The 19976-nt window shown below is 50.5% G+C and carries 21 protein-coding genes; 13 read left to right on the top strand and 8 right to left on the bottom strand.

Annotated features, from left to right (window positions below):
* The first annotated feature begins 14 nt into the window (after window positions 1-14).
* Both purE and EDD53_RS10240 read left to right on the top strand, forming a co-directional pair.
* On the top strand, window positions 15-503 hold the full coding sequence (purE, locus tag EDD53_RS10235) for a 5-(carboxyamino)imidazole ribonucleotide mutase (protein ID WP_123793158.1): 489 nt from the start codon (window positions 15-17) through the stop codon (window positions 501-503).
* Window positions 496-1569: a 5-(carboxyamino)imidazole ribonucleotide synthase gene (locus EDD53_RS10240; protein ID WP_123793159.1), complete on the top strand. Its 1074-nt coding sequence runs from the start codon at window positions 496-498 to the stop codon at window positions 1567-1569. Before purE ends, EDD53_RS10240 begins: the two co-directional genes overlap by 8 nt.
* Here the strand turns inward: EDD53_RS10240 and EDD53_RS10245 are convergent.
* On the bottom strand, window positions 1566-2402 hold the full coding sequence (locus tag EDD53_RS10245) for a DMT family transporter (protein ID WP_123793160.1): 837 nt from the start codon (window positions 2400-2402) through the stop codon (window positions 1566-1568). The two genes, EDD53_RS10240 and EDD53_RS10245, sit on opposite strands and share 4 nt — an antisense overlap.
* Before the next feature lie 229 nt (window positions 2403-2631).
* Between EDD53_RS10245 and EDD53_RS10250 the strand changes: the two genes are divergently transcribed.
* Window positions 2632-3090: an NUDIX domain-containing protein gene (locus EDD53_RS10250; protein WP_123793161.1), complete on the top strand. Its 459-nt coding sequence runs from the start codon at window positions 2632-2634 to the stop codon at window positions 3088-3090.
* On the opposite strand, the gene EDD53_RS10255 is transcribed toward EDD53_RS10250, so the two are convergent.
* The 5 genes from EDD53_RS10255 to EDD53_RS10275 form a co-directional block, all read right to left on the bottom strand.
* A complete protein-coding gene (locus EDD53_RS10255) occupies window positions 3083-3598 on the bottom strand; it encodes a GNAT family N-acetyltransferase (protein ID WP_123793162.1) in 516 nt (171 codons plus the stop codon). The genes EDD53_RS10250 and EDD53_RS10255 overlap by 8 nt on opposite strands.
* 198 nt (window positions 3599-3796) lie before the next feature.
* Window positions 3797-5446, bottom strand: a complete 1650-nt coding sequence (groL, locus tag EDD53_RS10260; RefSeq protein ID WP_123793163.1) for a chaperonin GroEL — start codon at window positions 5444-5446, stop codon at window positions 3797-3799.
* 82 nt (window positions 5447-5528) lie between these two features.
* On the bottom strand, window positions 5529-5816 hold the full coding sequence (locus EDD53_RS10265; protein WP_123793164.1) for a co-chaperone GroES: 288 nt from the start codon (window positions 5814-5816) through the stop codon (window positions 5529-5531).
* A gap of 335 nt (window positions 5817-6151) precedes the next feature.
* Window positions 6152-7030: a hypothetical protein gene (locus EDD53_RS10270; RefSeq protein WP_123793165.1), complete on the bottom strand. Its 879-nt coding sequence runs from the start codon at window positions 7028-7030 to the stop codon at window positions 6152-6154.
* Entirely contained in the window at window positions 7027-7677 is a 651-nt protein-coding gene (locus EDD53_RS10275) for a DUF2161 domain-containing phosphodiesterase (protein WP_211331610.1), read from the bottom strand. The genes EDD53_RS10270 and EDD53_RS10275 overlap by 4 nt, the downstream gene beginning before the upstream one ends.
* A 127-nt stretch (window positions 7678-7804) precedes the next feature.
* On the opposite strand from EDD53_RS10275, the gene EDD53_RS10280 reads away from it, so the two are divergent.
* The 5 genes from EDD53_RS10280 to EDD53_RS10300 all read left to right on the top strand — a co-directional run bounded on the left by EDD53_RS10280 (window position 7805) and on the right by EDD53_RS10300 (window position 12259).
* A complete protein-coding gene (locus EDD53_RS10280; RefSeq protein ID WP_123793166.1) occupies window positions 7805-8725 on the top strand; it encodes a manganese-dependent inorganic pyrophosphatase in 921 nt (306 codons plus the stop codon).
* 160 nt (window positions 8726-8885) lie between these two features.
* Window positions 8886-9761, top strand: coding sequence for a TIGR01459 family HAD-type hydrolase (locus EDD53_RS10285; RefSeq protein WP_123793167.1), 876 nt, complete (start codon window positions 8886-8888; stop codon window positions 9759-9761).
* 88 nt (window positions 9762-9849) lie between these two features.
* Entirely contained in the window at window positions 9850-10776 is a 927-nt protein-coding gene (locus EDD53_RS10290; protein ID WP_123793168.1) for a bifunctional riboflavin kinase/FAD synthetase, read from the top strand.
* Window positions 10773-11222, top strand: coding sequence for a YcgN family cysteine cluster protein (locus tag EDD53_RS10295; RefSeq protein WP_123793169.1), 450 nt, complete (start codon window positions 10773-10775; stop codon window positions 11220-11222). Before EDD53_RS10290 ends, EDD53_RS10295 begins: the two co-directional genes overlap by 4 nt.
* Complete coding sequence (locus EDD53_RS10300; protein ID WP_123793170.1) at window positions 11222-12259, top strand: threonine aldolase family protein; 1038 nt, start codon at window positions 11222-11224, stop codon at window positions 12257-12259. The genes EDD53_RS10295 and EDD53_RS10300 overlap by 1 nt, the downstream gene beginning before the upstream one ends.
* Here EDD53_RS10300 and EDD53_RS10305 read toward each other — a convergent pair.
* Window positions 12256-12870, bottom strand: coding sequence for a 2-hydroxychromene-2-carboxylate isomerase (locus tag EDD53_RS10305; RefSeq protein ID WP_123793171.1), 615 nt, complete (start codon window positions 12868-12870; stop codon window positions 12256-12258). The two genes, EDD53_RS10300 and EDD53_RS10305, sit on opposite strands and share 4 nt — an antisense overlap.
* Window positions 12871-12979: 109 nt before the next feature.
* Here EDD53_RS10305 and EDD53_RS10310 point away from each other — a divergent pair, with 109 nt between their 5' ends.
* On the top strand, window positions 12980-13996 hold the full coding sequence (locus EDD53_RS10310) for a ribose-phosphate pyrophosphokinase (protein ID WP_123793172.1): 1017 nt from the start codon (window positions 12980-12982) through the stop codon (window positions 13994-13996).
* Window positions 13997-14068: 72 nt separating this feature from the next.
* Here EDD53_RS10310 and EDD53_RS10315 read toward each other — a convergent pair whose 3' ends face one another.
* The gene (locus tag EDD53_RS10315; RefSeq protein WP_123793173.1) at window positions 14069-14416 is read right to left on the bottom strand and encodes an H-type lectin domain-containing protein; all 348 of its coding nucleotides are present in this window, start codon (window positions 14414-14416) and stop codon (window positions 14069-14071) included.
* A gap of 427 nt (window positions 14417-14843) precedes the next feature.
* On the opposite strand from EDD53_RS10315, the gene EDD53_RS10320 reads away from it, so the two are divergent.
* From EDD53_RS10320 to EDD53_RS10335, 4 genes are all read left to right on the top strand, one after another.
* Complete coding sequence (locus tag EDD53_RS10320) at window positions 14844-16745, top strand: DUF4422 domain-containing protein (RefSeq protein ID WP_123793174.1); 1902 nt, start codon at window positions 14844-14846, stop codon at window positions 16743-16745.
* Window positions 16746-16754: 9 nt separating this feature from the next.
* Window positions 16755-17936 carry a UDP-galactopyranose mutase gene (gene glf, locus EDD53_RS10325; protein ID WP_123793175.1) on the top strand — a complete coding sequence of 394 codons (1182 nt, stop codon included), beginning with the start codon at window positions 16755-16757 and terminating at the stop codon, window positions 17934-17936.
* 29 nt (window positions 17937-17965) lie between these two features.
* Window positions 17966-18898 carry an NAD-dependent epimerase/dehydratase family protein gene (locus EDD53_RS10330; RefSeq protein ID WP_123793176.1) on the top strand — a complete coding sequence of 311 codons (933 nt, stop codon included), beginning with the start codon at window positions 17966-17968 and terminating at the stop codon, window positions 18896-18898.
* A gap of 87 nt (window positions 18899-18985) precedes the next feature.
* The gene (locus EDD53_RS10335; protein ID WP_123793177.1) at window positions 18986-19684 is read left to right on the top strand and encodes a sulfotransferase family 2 domain-containing protein; all 699 of its coding nucleotides are present in this window, start codon (window positions 18986-18988) and stop codon (window positions 19682-19684) included.
* The last annotated feature ends 292 nt before the right edge of the window (window positions 19685-19976 follow it).

Here is a 19976-nt window from a genome sequence, read left to right on the forward strand (position 1 = left end):
CCAACGAGGACAGCATCGTGAGCGTCAAAGTCGGCATTATTATGGGCAGCCAATCGGATTGGCCCACAATGAAACTTGCAGCGAATATTTTGGATGAATTGGGCGTGGCCTATGAAACCAAAATTGTCTCAGCGCATCGCACCCCTGACCGCTTGTGGGCTTACGGCAAAACCGCTGCTGAGCGCGGCCTAAAAGTGATCATCGCTGGCGCAGGTGGCGCGGCACATTTACCGGGCATGATGGCATCTAAAACCCGCGTGCCTGTGGTTGGTGTTCCTGTGCAAACCCGCGCTTTGTCTGGTGTGGATAGCTTGTATTCCATCGTGCAAATGCCCAAAGGTTTCCCCGTGGCAACCATGGCCATCGGCGAAGCAGGTGCTGCAAATGCAGGCCTGATGGCGGCTGGCATTTTGGCCACCGCAGATGATGCATTGGCCGAGCGTTTGGATGCATGGCGCGACGCCTTGGCAGCCTCTATTCCTGATGAGCCCACCGATGGTTGATGTGCTTGCTCCCAACGCCACGATCGGCATTCTAGGTGGCGGCCAACTTGGCCGAATGCTTTCAGTTGCCGCCTCTCGTCTGGGCTTTAAAACCCATGTTTTTGAACCCTCTGCACAGCCGCCCGCGGGTCACGTGGCCGATAAGGTGACCACCGCGTCCTATGAAAATGCTGAAGCCTTAAAAGCTTTCGCTGCCTCTGTGGATGTGATCACCTATGAGTTCGAAAATGTGCCAACATCTGCACTGGACTTACTGGAATCGATCAAACCGATCCGCCCTAACCGTCGCGCTTTGGCCGTGTCGCAAGACCGCATTTCGGAAAAAGAATTCTTGGTAGACCTTGGCCTGAAAGTTGCGCCTTTCGCAGCCGTTGATACAGCCGAAGATCTGGACAAAGCCATCGCAGAAATCGGCACACCAGCCATTTTGAAAACGCGGCGCTTTGGCTATGACGGCAAAGGTCAGTCCCGCATTATGGCCCCCGTTGATGCCGCAAAAGCATTGGAAGATGTTGCGGGCGCGCCCAGCGTTTTGGAAGGTTTCATCGACTTTACGCATGAAGTGTCGGTGATTGCCGCGCGCGGTCAGGCCGGTGATGTTTCTTGCTTTGATCCCGGCGAAAACGTGCATATCAATGGCATCTTGCACACGACCACCGTGCCTGCAACTTTGACCTCATCGCAGCGTATGGATGCTGTTCTTTTGGCCGCTAAAGTATTGAACGCGCTAGATTACGTGGGCGTCATGGGGGTTGAAATCTTTGTCACCAAACAGGGTCTTGTGGTCAATGAAATCGCGCCACGAGTGCATAATTCAGGTCACTGGACCCAAAACGGCTGCGTGATTGACCAGTTCGAACAGCATATTCGCGCGGTGGCTGGTTGGCCTTTAGGAGATGGAAAACGTCATTCAAATGTCGAGATGCTCAACCTGATTGGGGATGACGTGGATAAGATCGCTGACTACGCCAAAGATGGATCGGTCGCGATTCATATGTATGGGAAGTCCGATGTAAAAGCAGGCCGTAAAATGGGCCATGTGAATAAAATCACAGGCGCGGCCTAACGTTTTTTAGGCCCGCCAACCATCGATAAAGCGATCCCACCCAAAACCAAAAGGCTCGCGATTTTGAACTTGGGCGTGATCTGTTCGCCCAAGATCACATAGCCGCCTATGCTGGCAAAAAGCGGCACAGTAAGCTGTGCAACCCCTGCCCGACTGGCCCCCAAGTGCTGCAAAATTGCATACCACAGCGCATAGCCAAGCCCAGATGTCAGCCCGCCTGATATCACAGCGAGGCCTGCGCCAGTTGCGGAGATTTCGCCTTGCAACACAGCCCAAACAAGCACTGTTGGCACCGTCGCGATGGCAAAATTCACAGCTGTATCGGCCAAGGGGTTTTCTGCGCTGCGCCCAATCAGGGAATACATCCCCCAACCGATCCCAGCCACGATCATGGCGAAGGCGCCCAGTCCCGTCAAAGCAATCTCACCGCTGGGCCACAGTAGATAAACCAAGCCAGCGAGGGCCAGCGCCCCTCCGATCCAGCGCTGCGCAGGCATCGGATCGCGCGAAACAATCGCCCCGACAGTCATCGATATTTGCACTGTTGCAAATAAAATCAGCGCTCCTATTCCAGAAGACACTGATAGATAAGATATTGAGAAACCAAGCATATAGGCCAGTAACGTCAAGGAAGACCCTGCATAGTTTCGCCATGACACTTTTGGTAAACCGCCGCGAAAGACAACAAGGCTCATCAACACGACTGCGCCTGAAAACACGCGAATTGCGGTAAAAGCAAACGGATCAGCCCCGTCGGACAGCGCCATGCGCGTCAGCACAGAATTGGCCGCGAAAGCGATCATCGCGAGGGCCGTTAGCCAAAACAGTTTCATATGCAGCCCAGCTCGATTGAGTATTTCGGGGTATCATAGACCTGTATCGTCGGTGTTTTCAGTACCAAAAGAAGGGTCTCGCAAAAACGTGAGCAGGCGCGTCAAACGGTCCGACCAACATCATAGCTCCGCGCCAACACAAATTTAAAGACCATCCCAGCCAATTGACCTAGGGGAGCATAAGTCTCAATGAGCTTGCAAGCAGCACGCTGGCCCGTCATGCTAAGATATGTCTGTATCTATTCCATCACCTCGCCTCGCGGTTCGCGCCATAATTGTTCATGAAAACAAGCTGTTGTTGGTTAATGCCTACCCCAAGCACTATCTTGGTTTATGGTGTGCGCCTGGAGGTGGTGTCGAAAGAGGCGCCTCTCTTAGTGAAAATCTGATCCGAGAAGTCCATGAAGAAACGGGTCTGATGATTGATGTAGGCCCGCTGGTTTTGGTCAACGAATTTCACGACCCCAAAAGCGATTTTCATCAAGTTGATTTGATGTTCCGATGTAACATCACAGCTGGAAAAGTCGATCCAAATTGGTCAGATGTTGCGGGAGTGGTGAACAAACGCAAATGGGTCACTCAAAACGAAATCAGTCAGATGACGGTCAAGCCCGACAGCCTAAAAACCATTGCCTTTAATGAAGCAGATCAGGTGATATACGACCCGTTGGAAGCTATCTTTAACTAAGCTCAGCCTGACTCTCTGTGCCTTGGTCAAACGGAACAAAAGCAGTCGGATAGATCAGTTCATGTGCTGACAGGCCCGTTCCTGGCGCGATAGGATGCAACGATGTGTAGTCTTTGGCGAAAGGCAGTTGCAGATTGCGTGCCGCACTCGTGGAAAACCCGACCTGTGCAAAATAATCTGGATCACCGACCACCACCACAGCAGGGCATTTTGCGCGCCGCGCATGGTGCATTCCACGGTAAACCAACTCGCGACCGATGCCTTTTTTGCGCTCATGGGATGACACCACCAAGACGGCTAAAACCCACCAGTCTGCTGGCTGAACCATTTTAGCAAAACACACATAACCGACGATCTTATCGCCCTCAAAGGCCAATCGATCCATGGCTAACATATTAGAATCACGAAGATTTTTGACCGTTTGGTACATTTGCGAATGACCGCATTCACTGTCTAAAAAGATAGACAGTGCGAGTTCATCATCGCGGGTCAGCTCACGTAGTTCCATGAATTTACTTTCAGATCAGCCTGTCTTGACAGTTTCATGCTGCAGGCGCGAAGCGCAAGTTCAAAGTGACGAAATCTATGACCGCGGTTCAAAAATTAACCAATTGATGCTTTCGCAAGCAACAGGTGATCCATAAAAAACGGGGGGCGCTATTTTGCACCCCCCGTTTCAAATTTTATCAGTCAGCTGACTGGACGATTACATCATGCCGCCCATGCCGCCCATGCCGCCCATGTCAGGCATGCCGCCGCCAGCAGCGCCGCCGTCTTTAGATGGCTTTTCAGCAACCATAGCTTCGGTTGTGATAAGCAGACCTGCGATTGATGCTGCGTCTTCCAAAGCAGTACGTGTCACTTTTGCAGGGTCGATCACGCCGAATGCAAACATGTCACCGTATTCTTCGGTTTGTGCGTTAAAGCCGAAAGCAAGGTCAGTAGATTCACGAACTTTGCCCGCAACAACTGCACCGTCAACACCAGCGTTTTCAGCGATCTGACGCAGTGGCGCTTCGATTGCGCGACGCACGATTGCGATACCAGCGTTTTGGTCGGCATTTTCGCCTTCCAAGCCTTCAAGGCCTTTACCAGCCTGAACCAAAGCAACACCACCACCAACAACGATGCCTTCTTGAACCGCAGCGCGTGTCGCGTTCAAAGCGTCGTCAACGCGGTCTTTGCGTTCTTTCACTTCAACTTCAGTCATGCCGCCAACGCGGATAACAGCAACACCGCCTGCGAGTTTCGCAACACGTTCTTGCAGTTTTTCACGGTCGTAGTCAGATGTTGTTTCTTCGATTTGCGCGCGAATTTGGCTCACACGTGCTTCGATTTCTGCTTTTGCGCCAGCGCCTTCGACGATTGTTGTTTCGTCTTTGGTGATGGAGACTTTTTTCGCAGTACCGAGCATGTCCATCGTGACGTTTTCAAGCTTCATGCCGAGGTCTTCGGAAATCACTTGGCCGCCAGTAAGGATCGCGATGTCTTGCAACATAGCTTTGCGACGATCGCCGAAACCTGGTGCTTTAACAGCTGCGATTTTGAGGCCGCCGCGCAATTTGTTCACAACGAGTGTTGCCAATGCTTCACCTTCAACATCTTCAGCGATGATGAGAAGTGGTTTTTGTGATTGGATCACGGACTCGAGGAGTGGCACCATCGCTTGCAAAGAAGAAAGTTTCTTTTCGTGCAAGAGGATGACACAGTCTTCCATCTCAGCAACCATTTTGTCTGGGTTGGTCACGAAGTAAGGAGACAAGAAACCACGATCGAACTGCATGCCTTCGACAACAGTTGTTTCAGTTTCCATGCCTTTGTTTTCTTCAACAGTGATCACACCGTCGTTGCCAACTTTTTGCATCGCGTCCGCGATTTGACGACCGATTTCAGCTTCGCCGTTGGCAGAGATAGTACCAACTTGCGCAACTTCAGCAGAGTCGTTTACAGGACGTGAGGCCGCTTTGATCGCTTCAACAACATTGGATGTTGCAAGGTCGATCCCGCGCTTAAGATCCATTGGGTTGAGGCCAGCCGCAACTTGCTTGAGACCTTCTTTGATGATCGCTTGAGCAAGAACAGTCGCAGTGGTTGTACCGTCGCCAGCTTCGTCATTGGTGCGTGAGGCCACTTCTTTGACCATCTGCGCGCCCATGTTTTCGAACTTATCTTCGAGATCGATTTCTTTGGCAACAGATACACCGTCTTTCGTGATGCGTGGTGCGCCGAAAGATTTGTCCAAAACAACGTTACGACCTTTAGGGCCGAGTGTTACTTTGACAGCATTTGCAAGAATGTTAACACCGCGCAGCATTGCATTGCGGGCGTCTGTATCGAACTTGACTTCTTTAGCCATGAGTTCTCTCCTGAGTTCAGGTTAATAGGATGGATGAAAAATCTGAGTGCCGCGCTGATGCGCGCAGCCGCTTGAAGGTCGCTTAAGCGATCACGCCAAGAATGTCAGATTCTTTCATGATGAGAAGATCTTCACCGTCTACAGTGATTTCTGTACCGGACCATTTGCCGAACAGAACTTTATCACCAGCCGCAACAGAAGGTGCGATTAATTCGCCGCTGTCTTTGCGCGCGCCTTCGCCAACAGAAACAACGATCGCTTCGGATGGTTTTTCTTTTGCGGAATCAGGGATGATAAGACCACCAGCTGTTTTTTCGTCGCTCTCAACGCGGCGAACAACCACGCGGTCATGAAGAGGTTTAAAGGCCATCTTACAAGGCTCCTTGAACAAAGTTTCAATTTCGGTCTCTGCCTAGAAGGCAAAGGTAAATGCATCGTTAGCACTCAACTGCATCGAGTGATAACGATGCATAGTTAGGAACGGATCAGAGGTGAGTCAACCGAATTAGGTGAAAATCTTGGATAAACAAAATGCACTACTATTGGGTGGGCCAACCATTGAACGGCTCAAGGACTTATCAGGATGCTTAGGTCCATTTCTTCGGCCGGCCCTGGCGTAGTCTGAACAGGGCTGCGAGGGCATGTCACCAAACTTGATGCATGCCTAACGATTTTCAACACAGCCAAGCGCCTTTAAAAATCTGGCTAGCTGAGCAGCGCAAAAATGATAGCCGCGTTGAACAACGACATAACAATGCCGATAAAACCATACCATACTGAAGTGACAACGCGCAGAGGCTTGCTGTTCAAAACTTTGATAACGTTTTCGACGGCAATATCGCCTCGGCTTTTTTCCACCTCAGGAAAGAGCATATAAATTCGGTCTTCTGGATCTGTGCTGTTCAATACATCTGCTTCATTTATGACAGATGGGCTTTTAAGTCGTCCTACGAGTTCTACAAGCGTTGCGACATCTTCTGCTGCGGCAGCCTTATTTCTCACGTCTTGATTATCGCGCTGAAACTTGCGCCGAGACTTCACAATATACATCGTCTGGCGATACCACTTTTGCAGCTCGGCCATTTTAGCAGGCGTGCTATACCCGACAAAGGTAATAAGCTGACGCTCTCCCTCTTCAAAGTGGTTGCCAATGCGGTAGGCGATCAGCATGCGTATAGGTCGCTTGCGTTTCGCCGCAAAGCCTTTGACATGTTCAAAGTCTTCTTGCCAGAGCATGAGGTCGAGCATACCGAAATTGAAGCGACGTTCCCCAACAGACACCGTCACTGTGTTTTCATCGACAATCAACGCGACTTTTTTTTTGCGTCTAGAGATGACGTGAACACCGAGAAAGACCAGCGCCGTGAGGCCTGCAAGAAAGCTTCCTAAGAAAATCCCATATACCGAAAATGGCTCGCCATCGGTCAGCGATATGAATAAGGCAAATCCCCCAAATCCCGCGAACATAATGATCCCATTTACCCACAGCAAATACATTTCCCAGCCTATACGCTCGGCATAGGGCGGGATGGCAAATTTTGCGCCACGTTTGGCCGCCTCAAAACGCTCGTATGGATTTGTCATTTTATTTGTGCTTTCGATGCGTAGACACCAACACTCACTTTTTCAAACCACCCATAGTGATTGGACCGCATGATCAAGGTCGCGCGTTCAACACCAGTCTTTTTGGCAACGACTAAGCCTTTGCTAGGACCATGTTCGTCTAGATAAGCTCGACATTTCTCTGCGTCTTGACGGTAGGCCGTGTGGCGCCCGCCCCCCGGCGTTCCGCCAATATTGCGATCTCCATCGCGGCCATTGAATTCTTTCAGCGTGGCCTCTTTGCGTTTTGGATTTTTGCGCGGCTTGAACGGCTTGGGTTCATTGTGCACCTGCACAATCCCTTCGGCAACATTCACGGAAATCACCCCCAACCCCAAGCGTTTGCAGATCGAAATATTGCCCTTGAAGGTCTTCCACCCTGCGCGACCTTTCCAGCGCGGCACGGCGACATAGACCTGATCGGTGATGCTTTGCCGCGCGATGGCTTGATGTAACAAGATCAACGAAAACCCTGTTTTCAACTCGATAATCACAGGCGGCTCGTCAGGCGCATCGGGGCGCATAGCCATCACATCTGCGTCTTTGACTTCGGCTTTCACCTCATATCCGAGCCCTTCGAAATGGGCTTTCACGGGCGGATAAAGATCAGTTTCAAGAATGCGAACCATGTGGGCAATCTTACACGTAAATTTTGCCACAACCAAGTGCTACGATAGCCAGAAAGACAAAGTGGTGACAAGCCATGCTGCACTGCCTATAAGGGCGCAAAATCACTCTTTTGACGGATAGACACACATGACAACGCTCGTATTTGGCCACAAATCCCCCGATACAGATTCAACAGGGTCCCCCATCATTTGGGCCTGGTACCTTAACGAAATCAAAGGCGAAAAATCCGAAGCTGTGTTGCTGGGTGAGCCAAACACAGAAGCCGCTTTTGTGATCAAGAAATGGGATTGCCCAAAGCCAGAAATCAAAACTGAATTTGACGCGGGCACCAAAGTCGTCATCGTTGACACAAACAACCCCGCCGAATTGCCCGACAATATCAACGATCTCGATATTTCAGCGATCATTGACCACCACAAATTGGTGGGCGGTTTGGAAACCAAAGGTCCAATCGACATCACCATCCGTCCGCTCGCCTGCACTGCGACAATCATGTTTGATTTGATGGGCGATGATGCAGCGAAAATGCCCGACTGGGTCAAGGGTCTAATGTTATCATGCATCCTGTCCGATACGCTTGAGTTCCGTTCGCCAACCACCACAGCCAAAGACAAAGCTTTAGCCGAAAAGCTGGCGGCTGAATTGAACATCGATATCGCGGCCTATGCTGCCGAATTGTTTGAAGCAAAGTCAGACGTATCAGCTTTTTCTGACGCTGAATTGATCCGCATGGATTCAAAAGAATTCACAGTCGACACCACGAAATTCCGCGTATCTGTTTTGGAAACGACTGCGCCTAAAATCGTGCTGGACCGCAAAGCAAGCCTGCTGAACTCAATGGTTGATGTGGCCGCCGCAGATGGCGTGGATCATGTGCTTTTGTTTGTTGTCGATATTTTGGCCGAAGAAGCCACATTGTTTGTGCAAAATGACACTGTGAAAACAGTGGCGGAAAAATCATTTGGCGCCACTGTGACTGGCGATGCAGTTGTTTTGCCAGGCATCATGTCACGCAAAAAACAAATCATTCCGAACCTCAAGGTGTAAACCGCCACAAAACTGGTTTCGCTGGGCGCTCCAATTGGGGCGCCCATTTTCATGGTACGGCAAGAAATTGATGTGGGGGACCGCCCAAAGGCGCGCTTCTCTTTTCATTTGCCGCACAAAACGATACGACTAGCCACATATCACAACCCTTGAGGCCACTATGACCCGTCTGATCCAATCCCTGTCTGATATTTCTACCAATTATGATGCTTTGTTTGTCGATCTTTGGGGCTGTGTCCACAACGGGATCGAGGCGTTTCCTGAGGCTGTGAAAGCCTTGCAAGACTACCGCAAAGCTGGTGGCATTGTGATCTTGGTCACAAACTCCCCCCGCCCGTGGCGTTCGGTGGCAACGCAGATGCTGGGCTTTGGGGTGCCCGAAGATGCTTATGACGCGATTGCGACATCTGGCGATTCCGCGCGCACAGCAATGCATATGGGCGCAGTGGGGGAAAAGGTTTTCCACATAGGCACCCCCGAAGAAGTCGAGGTGTTCTTTGCCCCAAGCGACATTTTGACGGATGCAATTGATGTGACCACAGTGCCACTTGAAGAGGCCGAAGGCATCGTATGCACGGGTGCGCGTGCCACAGATGGATCGCTTGATATCTATCGCCCAGAATTTCTATACGCCAAGCAAAAGGGCCTAAAACTGCTCTGCGCCAACCCCGATATCGTGGTGGATCGCGGTGAGACCCGCGAATGGTGCGCTGGCGCTTTGGCTCAACTTTACACTGAAATGGGGGGCGAAAGCCTGTATTTCGGTAAACCACATCCGCCCATCTATGATCTTGCGCGCCGTCATTTGGTCAAAATCGCGCATATCGATGACGCGAAAATTCTATGTATCGGCGATGGTATTGGTACGGATGTCAAAGGCGCGATTGGTGAAGGTTTGGATGTCTTGTTTATCACGGGCGGCTTGGCGGCGGATGAATTCGGCCCCGATCACGTCAATCCCGATCCAGAACGCCTGACATCTTGGCTGATCGAACAACAGATGGCACCAGCTGCCGCGATTTCATTTTTGCGCTAACAGAGTTGGCCTCGACTTGATCGCAGGCCCGCCCTAACTGATACCCATATTGCGGCACTTTTAACGGGCCGTTCGCGAGGATCCCCTTATGCAAACGCACACGCATTGGACCAAAGTTCCAAAATCCGCTCATGGCGCCAGCGCCGCGATTGGCAATTTCGACGGTGTCCATCTTGGTCATTGCGCTGTGATCGATATTGCGCGCCAACATGGTCCGCTGGGCATCGTCACCTTCGAGCCGCATCCCCGCGACTATTTTGCCCCTCACAGCAAGCCCTTTCGTATTATGAATGTGGAATCCAAAAAGAACCGTTTGGAAAAGATCGGGGTGGAACAGCTGTTTCAACTGCCTTTTGATGGCCAGCTTGCATCAAAAACCCCCGAAGAATTCGCCCGAGAAATTATCGTTGAAGGATTGGGTCTAAGCCATGTTGTTGTCGGTGCAGACTTTTGCTTTGGCAAAGGGCGCACAGGCACGGCGCAAGATTTGGTGCGTTTTGGTGAAGATATGGGATTTGGCGTGACCATCGCGCCTTTGCTGAAAACCGAAACAGGAATTTCATCATCATCGGCCATCCGCGAGGCTTTAACAGATGGGCGCATGTCGCACGCCAAGGAAATGCTGGGCCATTGGCATCGCATCGAAGGCGCGGTGAACCACGGCGACAAGCGCGGGCGTGACCTTGGGTTTCCCACAGCCAATATGTCTATCGATGGATTGCACGCGCCAAAATTTGGTGTTTATGCCGTCTTCGTGGATGTGCTGACAGGCTCGCATCAAGGCAGCTATCAAGGGGCCGCGTCTCTTGGCGTAAAACCAACCTTTGGGGCCAATGTGCCTTGCTTGGAAAGTTACATCTTTGATTTCGAAGGTGATTTATACGGCGAACACCTATCTGTTGCTTTCGTTGAATTTTTACGTGGCGAAGAAAAGTTCAACGACTTGGATGATCTGATCACACAAATGCATGCCGATTGCGACAAAGCGCGGCGCATTTTGAGCAATGAAATATGACCCTGCGCGACAGGTTTTGGGAAACCGTCCCTTTAGGCAAAATGAACGATGCTGAATGGGAAGCCCTGTGTGACGGCTGCGGCAAATGTTGCTTGAACAAAATCGAAGACGAAGATTCAGGCGAGGTATTTTTGACCCGCGTGGCCTGCCGTTTGCTGGATGATGAAACCTGTCAATGTGGGCAATACGAGACTCGCAAAAGCATCGTGCCAGAATGTATCGTTCTGCGCCCCAGCACCATAGACAAACACCTCTATTGGATGCCCAAAACCTGCGCATACCGCCTATTGCATCTCGGTCAACCTTTGCCCGAATGGCATCCTTTGAAAACAGGAGATCCGCAAAGCGTGCATGATGCTGGCGTGTCAGTTCAAGGGTTTACAGTATCAGAAGCAACAGTGGATGATGACGATTGGGAAAGCCATATTATTGAGGAGCCACAGTAATGTTTTTCGCCTCTGACAACACATCCGGCGTACACCCTAAAATCATGGAAGCGCTGGTCAAAGCCAACGAAGGTTTCGCGCCAGCTTATGGTGCCGATAAAATCACTGATGCCCTACAAGAACGCCTGCGCGATCTATTCGATGCCCCTGATGCGCGGATCTACCCGATGACGTCAGGCACGGGCGCAAATGCTGCTCTTTTGGCGGCGATGACCCCGCCTTGGGGCGTGATCTACTGCCATGAGACCGCGCATATCGAAGTGGATGAACGCGGTGCGGCCACGTTTTTTGCAGGGGGCGCGAAACTCAAGGCATTACCGAGCACAGACAGTCGTTTGGATGCAGTGACTTTGGCCAAAATAACGACACAAGACCGTGGCAACACCGATGTGCATGGCATGCCGCCCGTGGCCGTTTCCATGACCAACCTCACCGAATTTGGCGAAACTTATAGCCCTGCTCAGATCGCAGAAATTGCCAGCGCATCAGCTCTGCCAATCCACATGGATGGGGCGCGTTTTGCCAATGCGATGGCAAAGACGGGTGCCACAGCTTGGGAAATGACCCGCGAACTCAGCACGCTTTCGCTTGGCGCGACCAAAACGGGCGCTATGGCGGCAGAAGCCGCAGTGATTTTCGATCCCGCACTGATCCCTGCTTTCGAAAGTCATCGCATGCGCGGCGGGCACAACCTGTCGAAAGCGCGCTTTGTGTCCGCACAAATTTTAGCATGGCTTGAAGATGATCTCTGGCTAGAACTGGCCACGCGCGCCAATGAAATGGCACAACTTTTGGCCCAAGGCATCACTGAGCGTGGCGGCGTTTTGAACTATAGCGTTGATGGCAATATGATCTTTGCCAGCCTGCCCCGCGCCACACATGCGCGCGCTAAGTCCAAAGGCGCAGCCTATCATTTATGGGGCGCAGATACTGCGCTGGCGGGGGCGCCAGACACATCATTGATGGCGCGCTTTGTCACCAGTTGGTCCACAACCCAAGCGGATGTGGATGCGCTTTTGAAAGCTTTTGATCCTTAGAGCTCACCTGCTAAATAAAGATCTAAATCCTCTAGGCTGCTTTGGCCCCAAAAGCGTTCGTCGGTGTCAGTGACGATATAGAAAGGCGATCCGAACACCCCTGCCGCAAAGGCGTCTTCAAGGTTGCGCGCATAGGTTTCTGCGCCCTCCAACAGTCCTGTCATAGACAACATCGGATCAAAGCCTGCCTCTTTTAGGGCCTGCGTGATCACCGCATCATCCGCGATATCTTTATCTTCGACCCAAATGGCGCGGTTGAGCTGCGCGATGAGCGCGGCGACATCGCCAGATCCAGTTTTCGTTTGCGCTTTTGCCGCAGCAATGACCGCGTATGACGCAGGCGCAGGATTGGTCGGCCAAAAGGCAGCATCCAATTTGAACGGCAGCCCTGTCTTTTTCGCGGCCCGCGTCAACTCTTGGGTGCGGTAGACTTTGCGGCCTTCGGGGCGATCTGCGGGTTTCGGCGCGCCTAAGCGGTCGAAGAGCGCCATGATGTCATAGGGTTTATAGGTGATGCTGGCATTATGTTGTGCTGCGATGCGTTCAAGGCGAGACCCTGCAAGATAAGCAAAGCCTGAAAGTAGGGAAAAATAGTAATCAATCTGGGCCATTTCGCATCTCATTCGTTGCATACTGTTTTCAAGACCGTAGTGGGATGGTAAGGCGTGTCAACATCACGATTCCATGACATTTGGCAAATAACTCATCAGGAATGCTGCAATGGCGAATGCTACCGAACCTAAATTGATCTCTGGCAATGCGAACAAACCGCTGGCCGCTAGCGTGGCACGGCGTTTGTCGATGCATCGCGGCATGAGCGTGCAACTATGCGACGCACGCGTTGAACGCTTTAACGATGGTGAGATTTTCGTAGAAGTCTACGAAAATGTACGCGGCGAAGATATGTTTATCATTCAGTCGACATCGAACCCAGCCAATGACAATTTGATGGAATTGTTGATTATGGCCGATGCTTTGCGCCGTTCCTCTGCGGGGCGTATCACGGCTGTGATCCCTTACTTTGGCTACGCGCGCCAAGATCGTCGCACCAAAGCGCGCACGCCGATTTCTGCGAAACTTGTCGCGAACATGATGGTCGAAGCGGGTATCGAACGTATCCTCACCATGGATTTGCACGCAACACAGATCCAAGGGTTTTTTGATATCCCTGTCGACAACCTTTACGCATCCCCTGTTTTTGCTTTGGACATCAAGCACCATTTCAAAGGCAACATGGATGATATCATGGTTGTATCGCCTGATGTAGGTGGGGTGGCACGTGCGCGTGAGCTGGCCAAACGCATCGAAGCACCTTTGTCGATCGTTGATAAACGTCGCGAAAAAGCGGGTGAAATCGCTGAGATGACCGTTATCGGTGACGTGAAGGGCAAGAAATGTATCATCGTGGATGACATCTGTGACACCGCAGGCACGCTTTGCAAAGCGGCAGAAAACCTGATGGATCATGGCGCAGCAGAAGTGCACGCCTATATCACCCACGGCGTTTTGTCTGGCCCTGCAGTTGAGCGTGTGACCAATTCAGTGATGAAATCTTTGGTGATCACAGATTCAATTCAAGCCACTGACGAAGTCAAGAATTGCCCAAACATTCGCATCGTTCCGACGGCGCCCCTGTTTGCCCAAGGGATCATCAACACATGGAATGGTACGTCTGTTTCATCCTTGTTTGAAAATGAAACATTGGGCCCCCTTTACGAAGGCCTATACCAAATCTAAGGCTAGGGCATGGTATAGCCAAAAGGCGCGATGGAGGCTCCCATCGCGCCTTTTGTTATTGTTATCAGTGCCTTACACATCCCAGTCGTCGTCATGACGCACAGGACCAAGGGCCATCCAATCAGCGCGCACACGGGCGACACGCGTGTCTCCCCACGTCCGAAAAACAATCACAAAACCTTCTTCGTTCACCATCTCAGCGCAGATATCAACGCGGTGGTTCGAAGCTTGATCAATGTCCAGCATAGATAGCCCAACGGTGACCGCAGGCGCGCGTAAAAATGGTTCATCAAATTCGATCACGCGGCGCAGCTCGCGTGGGCCTTTGCCCGTCCACATAGCGCCACCGTCTTGGAAATCAGAAAACAACAAAAGTGAATCTTGCTCGATCCCCAATCGGTGTGTATCAATTTTTTGCATATCGTCGTATTTCTCTAGCGTTATCAATAAGCGTCTTTACGACCAAGCGCCAATAACGCTTACGCCACAATCCTAAGATGTTCAGGCGACCTTGTCCACGCGTGCTTTAACTTTACCATCCAGACGGGGTTGGCCAACAAATCAGGCAACTCACTGAGCCCATGATTTTGCGTGACCAGCGTGGCCGTTTCGTTGAAAGGCCAGCTGGTTTTGATGCCAGATCCTTTAGATCAGATGATAAAAAAATGCGCCCCATGGATCGGCATCAAACCGCTGATGAAGCCATCACATTGGCGCACAAAAAACAAGCATAACTCATTGAAAACATGAATACACCTAAGACTTAGCACATTCAGGTTCAGACGATTGCAATCAAGTCTCTATCCCGATATGTACCTTCAAACGAGTGAATGGCCTGACAGACCCCATGGGAACCAATGAGATGATTTCGATCTATATTAATTACTTCGCGAAAGCTGGCATACTTAACAGCGACGTACTTAAGCCTATTCAAGTTGGTGCAGCGCTATCAGATGCCAAATTAGGTATTCAACGGGACGATGAAGGCGACAACATTTCGGATCGGAACCCTGCTTATTGCGAGATGACGGGGATTTACTGGGCTTGGAAAAATGATCTTGAATCAGACGTCCTAGGATTCATGCATTACCGCCGATACTTTGACTTTTTGCCCAACCCGTCACGCGAGGTAGACCGGCATGGGCTTATTCAATACCCAAGCCTTGATGCAAAACTGGTGAACGAATTTGGCTTGACGCATGACGTGATGGAAGAGGCGATGGACGGGGTTGATATGATCATTCCTGTGCCGTTTGACGTGCGTCAAACAGGCTCTAAAGATATCTATTCGCATTACAAAAATGCGCCACATCATCATATCGAAGATTTGGAAACAGCGCGCCGTATCGTGGAAGACCTGTCACCGTCTTATACGCAACACTTTGATGATCTTCTGAAAAGTCCGTTGCTATACCCCAACAACATGTTTTTGTTCACGCGCCCTGTGTTCGAAGAATACTGCGAATGGCTGTTCCCGATTTTGGATAGACTTCATAACGAAATCGATACAACGGAATATTCATGGCAAGAAGCACGTGCAGTTGGATATCTCGCTGAGCGCCTTTTCTCGGTCTTTATTCGGGGGCAAATTGCGCAGAAACCCGACCTGAAATTCAAGCAGCTTGAGCGCGTTTTTGTGGCCAACACGGCCCCCGCACCCGTCGAGCCAGAATTGCCGCAAACTGACAAAAAAGTACTAACGGTCGTTGCGGCTTGCGATGCCGCATATGTCCCACATTTGGGCACATTGATACGTTCTATTTTTACAACGACATCGCCCGATTACTTTATCGATATGATCGTCCTTGATGGCGGGCTACACCCAACCCAGCGTCGTCTACTTGACGGGCTACGCATGGATCGCGCTGACAGCAGCATTTCGTTTATAAACATGGAACATCAGCATCTTGATCTGAAAACCCATAGCTATTTCACCAAGGCGACGTTTTTCCGCCTTGGCCTGCCAGACTTATTGGCGCAGCGCGATAAAATTTTGTTCCTCGACACCGATATGGTGGTTGTTGATGACATTAGCCCATTGATTGAACTTGATCTTGATAACGCTCTCATAGCAGCGGCCCCTGATTTTGTGATGCGCGCCTTTGTCAATATGGGCGTCCCTTCGATTGCTGAAACGGGTTCCCTGAAATCTGCAGATTATATAACCGAACATCTTGAGATGAAACCTGACGGCAAATCTCCCGCAGACGCTTATTTTCAAGCGGGCACTATTGTGATGGATTTGGCGGGTCTGCGCGACGCTGGCGTGTTTGATAACGCCATCAAAGATCTGGCATCAAAGACATATTGGTTCCTGGATCAAGACGTTTTGAACAAACACCTGCAAGGCAAGGTTAAATTTCTTGCTGGTCGCTGGAACGTTTTATGGATGGACGAACACCACGCCTCATCGCTATCGCCTAAAGACCGCAGCGCATACAATAGCACATTCGAACACCCTGCGATCATTCACTACGCAGGCATTGGTAAGCCGTGGCTAAATTCGTTCAACCCGCTTTCGCATTACTATTGGGACGCTTTGCGCAAAACCCCTTGGTACGAAACCATTTTATTTAGTTTCCTAGATAAAAGATACGCCGTCCATCAGGCTCCCGTGCCCCCATCATTCGCGCGCAAAGCCAAGACATCAGCAGATAAAGCTGGAGCCAAAATTTGGCATGCGCTGCCACATGCGCTTAAAGTCAAACTCTGGCCAATCGCCAATCGCGTGAAAAAAGCATTGAATTAAGGAGTGCCCATGGCCAACTCTCTCGCTCAGAAAGCCCCGCCCCGTGGTCGTGTCCTTGGGATCGGCGCAGGTTTGACCTGCTCCGTCATTGGACGTGAGCTTGCTGAAGCTGGTTATCAAGTGGATATCATTGAAAGCAGGCCTTACGTCGCTGGCAATTGCTATACCGAGGTAGATGACCAAACGGGCATCACTTTGCACAAACACGGCCCGCATATCTTTCACACTGACAATGATACGGTCTGGGATTATGTAAACCAATATGCCGATTTTCGCCCCTATACCTGTCAGGTTAAGGCCACGACGGGCGGCAGGGTTTTCTCATTGCCGATCAATTTGCTGACGATCAATCAGTTCTTTAATCAAACCTTTTCACCTACTGAAGCTGAAGCATTTATTGCTGAAAAAAGCCGGCAGGATATTACCGATGTCAAAAGCTTCGAAGATCAAGCCCTGCGCTTTTTGGGACAAGAGTTGTATGAGGCATTCTTCAAGGGTTACCCGATCAAGCAATGGGGCATGCACCCAAGTGAATTGCCGGCATCTGTCCTAAAACGTCTGCCTGTGCGCTTTAACTACAATGACAATTACTTCAATCATCGTCACCAAGGCATTCCAGCCGAGGGCTATACCACGATGGTTGATAAGATCCTTGACCATGAAAACATCTCGGTCACGCTGGGACGCAAAGTCACACAAGCTGATTGCGATGGCTATGATCACGTCTTTTGTTCAGGTCCGATCGATGCTTGGTTCAATTATGAATTGGGTCAACTTGGCTATCGGACTTTGGATTTTGAAATCACCCGCCACAAAGGTGACTACCAAGGCTGCGCTGTGATGAGTTACCCTGATGAAAGCGTTCCATTCACGCGCATCACAGAACACAAACACTTCACCCCTTGGGAAACGCATGACGACACAGTGATCTTCCATGAGTTCAGCAGGGTTTGTGGCAAAGAGGATATCCCCTATTATCCAATTCGTCTCGTGAACGAAACAAATATGCTGCGCAACTATGTTGAGCACGCTCAGTCACAAGAAAACTTGAGCTTTGTTGGTCGACTTGGGTCATATAAGTACATGGATATGGATGTTACCATTGCCGAAGCACTTGAGGCTGCGAAAATGTTTTTGTCATTGCGTGACCAAAATGCGCCCATTCCAACGTTCTTTGCACCACCTGTTTAAGAGTAAACTCGAAGTTTCTGGAGAAATACATGTCAACTGCATCGAATTTGCCATGCCTCGTCATTGGTGCATCAGGCTTTATTGGCCGGAACCTTGTTGAAACCCTCACGCAGCAGGGTATCGCAGTTCGAGCTATGACACGATCGGGCGAACCCTTTCTGGATCACCCGCTGGTCGAATTCGTCAAAGGCGACATGTCCGACATCAATTCATATGTCGATCATTTGCAAGGCATTGGGTCATGCGTACAACTGTGCACGACAACGAAACCAGGCAGTGCGAACAAAGATATTTCGTTTGATATTACATCTAACCTAATCGCGAATGTGCAACTGCTTGAAAAGCTGTCGGACCTTGGCAACATCAAGTTTGTTTTCATCTCATCGGGCGGCACTGTCTATGGCGATCCCGCTTACGTGCCGATTGATGAAAAGCACCCGACGGAACCGAAATCGTCCTATGGCATTACAAAACTGGCGATCGAAAAATACATTTCGATGTTTGTCGGCCAAAAGAAACTGGATGCAACGATTTTGCGGGTGTCCAATCCGTTTGGAAAGTTCCAGCCTTACAATGATGGGCAAGGCGTTATCGCGACATTCCTGTGGCGCATTATGAATGATGAGCCGATTGAAATTTGGGGGGATGGCACGGCGGTGCGCGACTATCTGCATGTGGATGATGTCTGTGCATCCATCATCCATGCGTTGCAATATCGCGGCGATCAGACTGTTTTCAACATCGGCCAAGGCCAGGGTCTAAGCTTAACTCAAATCATCGAAGGTATTGAAAAGACACTCGGGAAGTCTGCCAAGGTAAGTTATCGCCCAGGCCGAGCTACGGATGTGCGCACCAATGTGCTGGATTGTACCTTGGCCCATCAAGAAATGAACTGGGCGCCACAAACCGAGTTTCATGAGGGCCTAGAAAACACTGCGGCATGGATGGCAGAATTAAAGTGACAATTGGCGTCGCGTACTAAAATATGAACTTTACCACTGTGGGGTCCAGACGCTCATACAGTCTACGAATAAGAAATTGAGGATGAAATGCTGCTTTACTTTCCCGAGCATAAAATAAAATACGTCAAGATACCCAAAAACGCTTGTTCAACCGTTATTAATTCACTGGGTTGGTCACAGGTGCAAGACCGCAGCCCCCACCAATTCGATCATATTTTTAGATCCACATCCGAAGATACATCAGATTGGCACTGTCTGGCAGTCTTACGTGATCCTTATGAGCGTTTGGTTTCCGCTTATTTGAATAAGCTTGTGATCCCAAGCCCCAAAGAACCTTTCGCGGGCAAGCTGCTTGATACTGTGTGGCAAAACCGACGTGGGCAAACGCGCCCATCCGAAAGCAGCACGATCAGCTTTCGTGAGTTTGTTGAATTCGCTTGCGCACGTGAAGATGCCGTGTTGGATCAGCATTGGCAAAGCCAGACTTACCATTTGCATGGCGCCACCCCGACAGTGGTTATTGATATGGAAGCGCTCAGCACGGACTGGCAGGCAAATGAAGTTCTAAAAGATATTGAGCTCAAAAACTTTGCCCCGCATGCCACTCGGTCCAACATTGAAATAACCAAAGATCTTTCCCGAATAGACGGGTCAGAAATCGCGATTTTCCGCAAAATTGCCGACCAATTCCCTCCGCAAGCGGCGTTTAAAAATCCGAAACTCGAAGCGCTCGTGCGCAACAGGTATGCAGAGGATTACAAGTTACGGGAAACATTCGGCCTTTGATCGAATAAGCTGCCCTTGGATGCATCGCAAGACGCGCGCAAAGCATCAAACAACCCCACAAGCCCCAGTCGCAGTTCTGCGCTGGGGCTTTTCATACCGATCCCTCAATATGAAGCCGAGATACATGTCCTCATCGGGCTGGCCGCAGGTGCACAACAGATCTTCGCATTTGATCTGGGCGTAGCCCCTTCGTTCCGCCCCATGATCTGGATTAAGCCACCTTCCGTACAAATAAGACTGGAACGGCAACTCAAAGGTCTATGGAGGTTGCCAGCGGCAGGACGGTCATGTG

It is taken from the genome of Pacificibacter maritimus (assembly GCF_003814915.1).
Taxonomy (GTDB): Bacteria; Pseudomonadota; Alphaproteobacteria; order Rhodobacterales; family Rhodobacteraceae; genus Celeribacter; species Celeribacter maritimus.

What these genes read in the sequence shown, in the direction of transcription:
- EDD53_RS10245 (WP_123793160.1), bottom strand. Translation starts at nt 2,402, where the DNA reads ATGAAACTGTTTTGGCTAACGGCCCTCGCGATGATCGCTTTCGCGGCC.
- EDD53_RS10285 (WP_123793167.1), top strand. Translation starts at nt 8,886, where the DNA reads ATGACCCGTCTGATCCAATCCCTGTCTGATATTTCTACCAATTATGAT.
- EDD53_RS10265 (WP_123793164.1), bottom strand. Translation starts at nt 5,816, where the DNA reads ATGGCCTTTAAACCTCTTCATGACCGCGTGGTTGTTCGCCGCGTTGAG.
- glf (WP_123793175.1), top strand. Translation starts at nt 16,755, where the DNA reads ATGGCCAACTCTCTCGCTCAGAAAGCCCCGCCCCGTGGTCGTGTCCTT.
- EDD53_RS10295 (WP_123793169.1), top strand. Translation starts at nt 10,773, where the DNA reads ATGACCCTGCGCGACAGGTTTTGGGAAACCGTCCCTTTAGGCAAAATG.
- EDD53_RS10240 (WP_123793159.1), top strand. Translation starts at nt 496, where the DNA reads ATGGTTGATGTGCTTGCTCCCAACGCCACGATCGGCATTCTAGGTGGC.
- EDD53_RS10250 (WP_123793161.1), top strand. Translation starts at nt 2,632, where the DNA reads ATGTCTGTATCTATTCCATCACCTCGCCTCGCGGTTCGCGCCATAATT.
- EDD53_RS10310 (WP_123793172.1), top strand. Translation starts at nt 12,980, where the DNA reads ATGGCGAATGCTACCGAACCTAAATTGATCTCTGGCAATGCGAACAAA.
- EDD53_RS10290 (WP_123793168.1), top strand. Translation starts at nt 9,850, where the DNA reads ATGCAAACGCACACGCATTGGACCAAAGTTCCAAAATCCGCTCATGGC.
- EDD53_RS10275 (WP_211331610.1), bottom strand. Translation starts at nt 7,677, where the DNA reads ATGGTTCGCATTCTTGAAACTGATCTTTATCCGCCCGTGAAAGCCCAT.
- EDD53_RS10255 (WP_123793162.1), bottom strand. Translation starts at nt 3,598, where the DNA reads ATGGAACTACGTGAGCTGACCCGCGATGATGAACTCGCACTGTCTATC.
- EDD53_RS10270 (WP_123793165.1), bottom strand. Translation starts at nt 7,030, where the DNA reads ATGACAAATCCATACGAGCGTTTTGAGGCGGCCAAACGTGGCGCAAAA.
- EDD53_RS10315 (WP_123793173.1), bottom strand. Translation starts at nt 14,416, where the DNA reads ATGCAAAAAATTGATACACACCGATTGGGGATCGAGCAAGATTCACTT.
- groL (WP_123793163.1), bottom strand. Translation starts at nt 5,446, where the DNA reads ATGGCTAAAGAAGTCAAGTTCGATACAGACGCCCGCAATGCAATGCTG.
- EDD53_RS10305 (WP_123793171.1), bottom strand. Translation starts at nt 12,870, where the DNA reads ATGGCCCAGATTGATTACTATTTTTCCCTACTTTCAGGCTTTGCTTAT.
- EDD53_RS10320 (WP_123793174.1), top strand. Translation starts at nt 14,844, where the DNA reads ATGGGAACCAATGAGATGATTTCGATCTATATTAATTACTTCGCGAAA.
- EDD53_RS10300 (WP_123793170.1), top strand. Translation starts at nt 11,222, where the DNA reads ATGTTTTTCGCCTCTGACAACACATCCGGCGTACACCCTAAAATCATG.
- EDD53_RS10280 (WP_123793166.1), top strand. Translation starts at nt 7,805, where the DNA reads ATGACAACGCTCGTATTTGGCCACAAATCCCCCGATACAGATTCAACA.
- EDD53_RS10335 (WP_123793177.1), top strand. Translation starts at nt 18,986, where the DNA reads ATGCTGCTTTACTTTCCCGAGCATAAAATAAAATACGTCAAGATACCC.
- EDD53_RS10330 (WP_123793176.1), top strand. Translation starts at nt 17,966, where the DNA reads ATGTCAACTGCATCGAATTTGCCATGCCTCGTCATTGGTGCATCAGGC.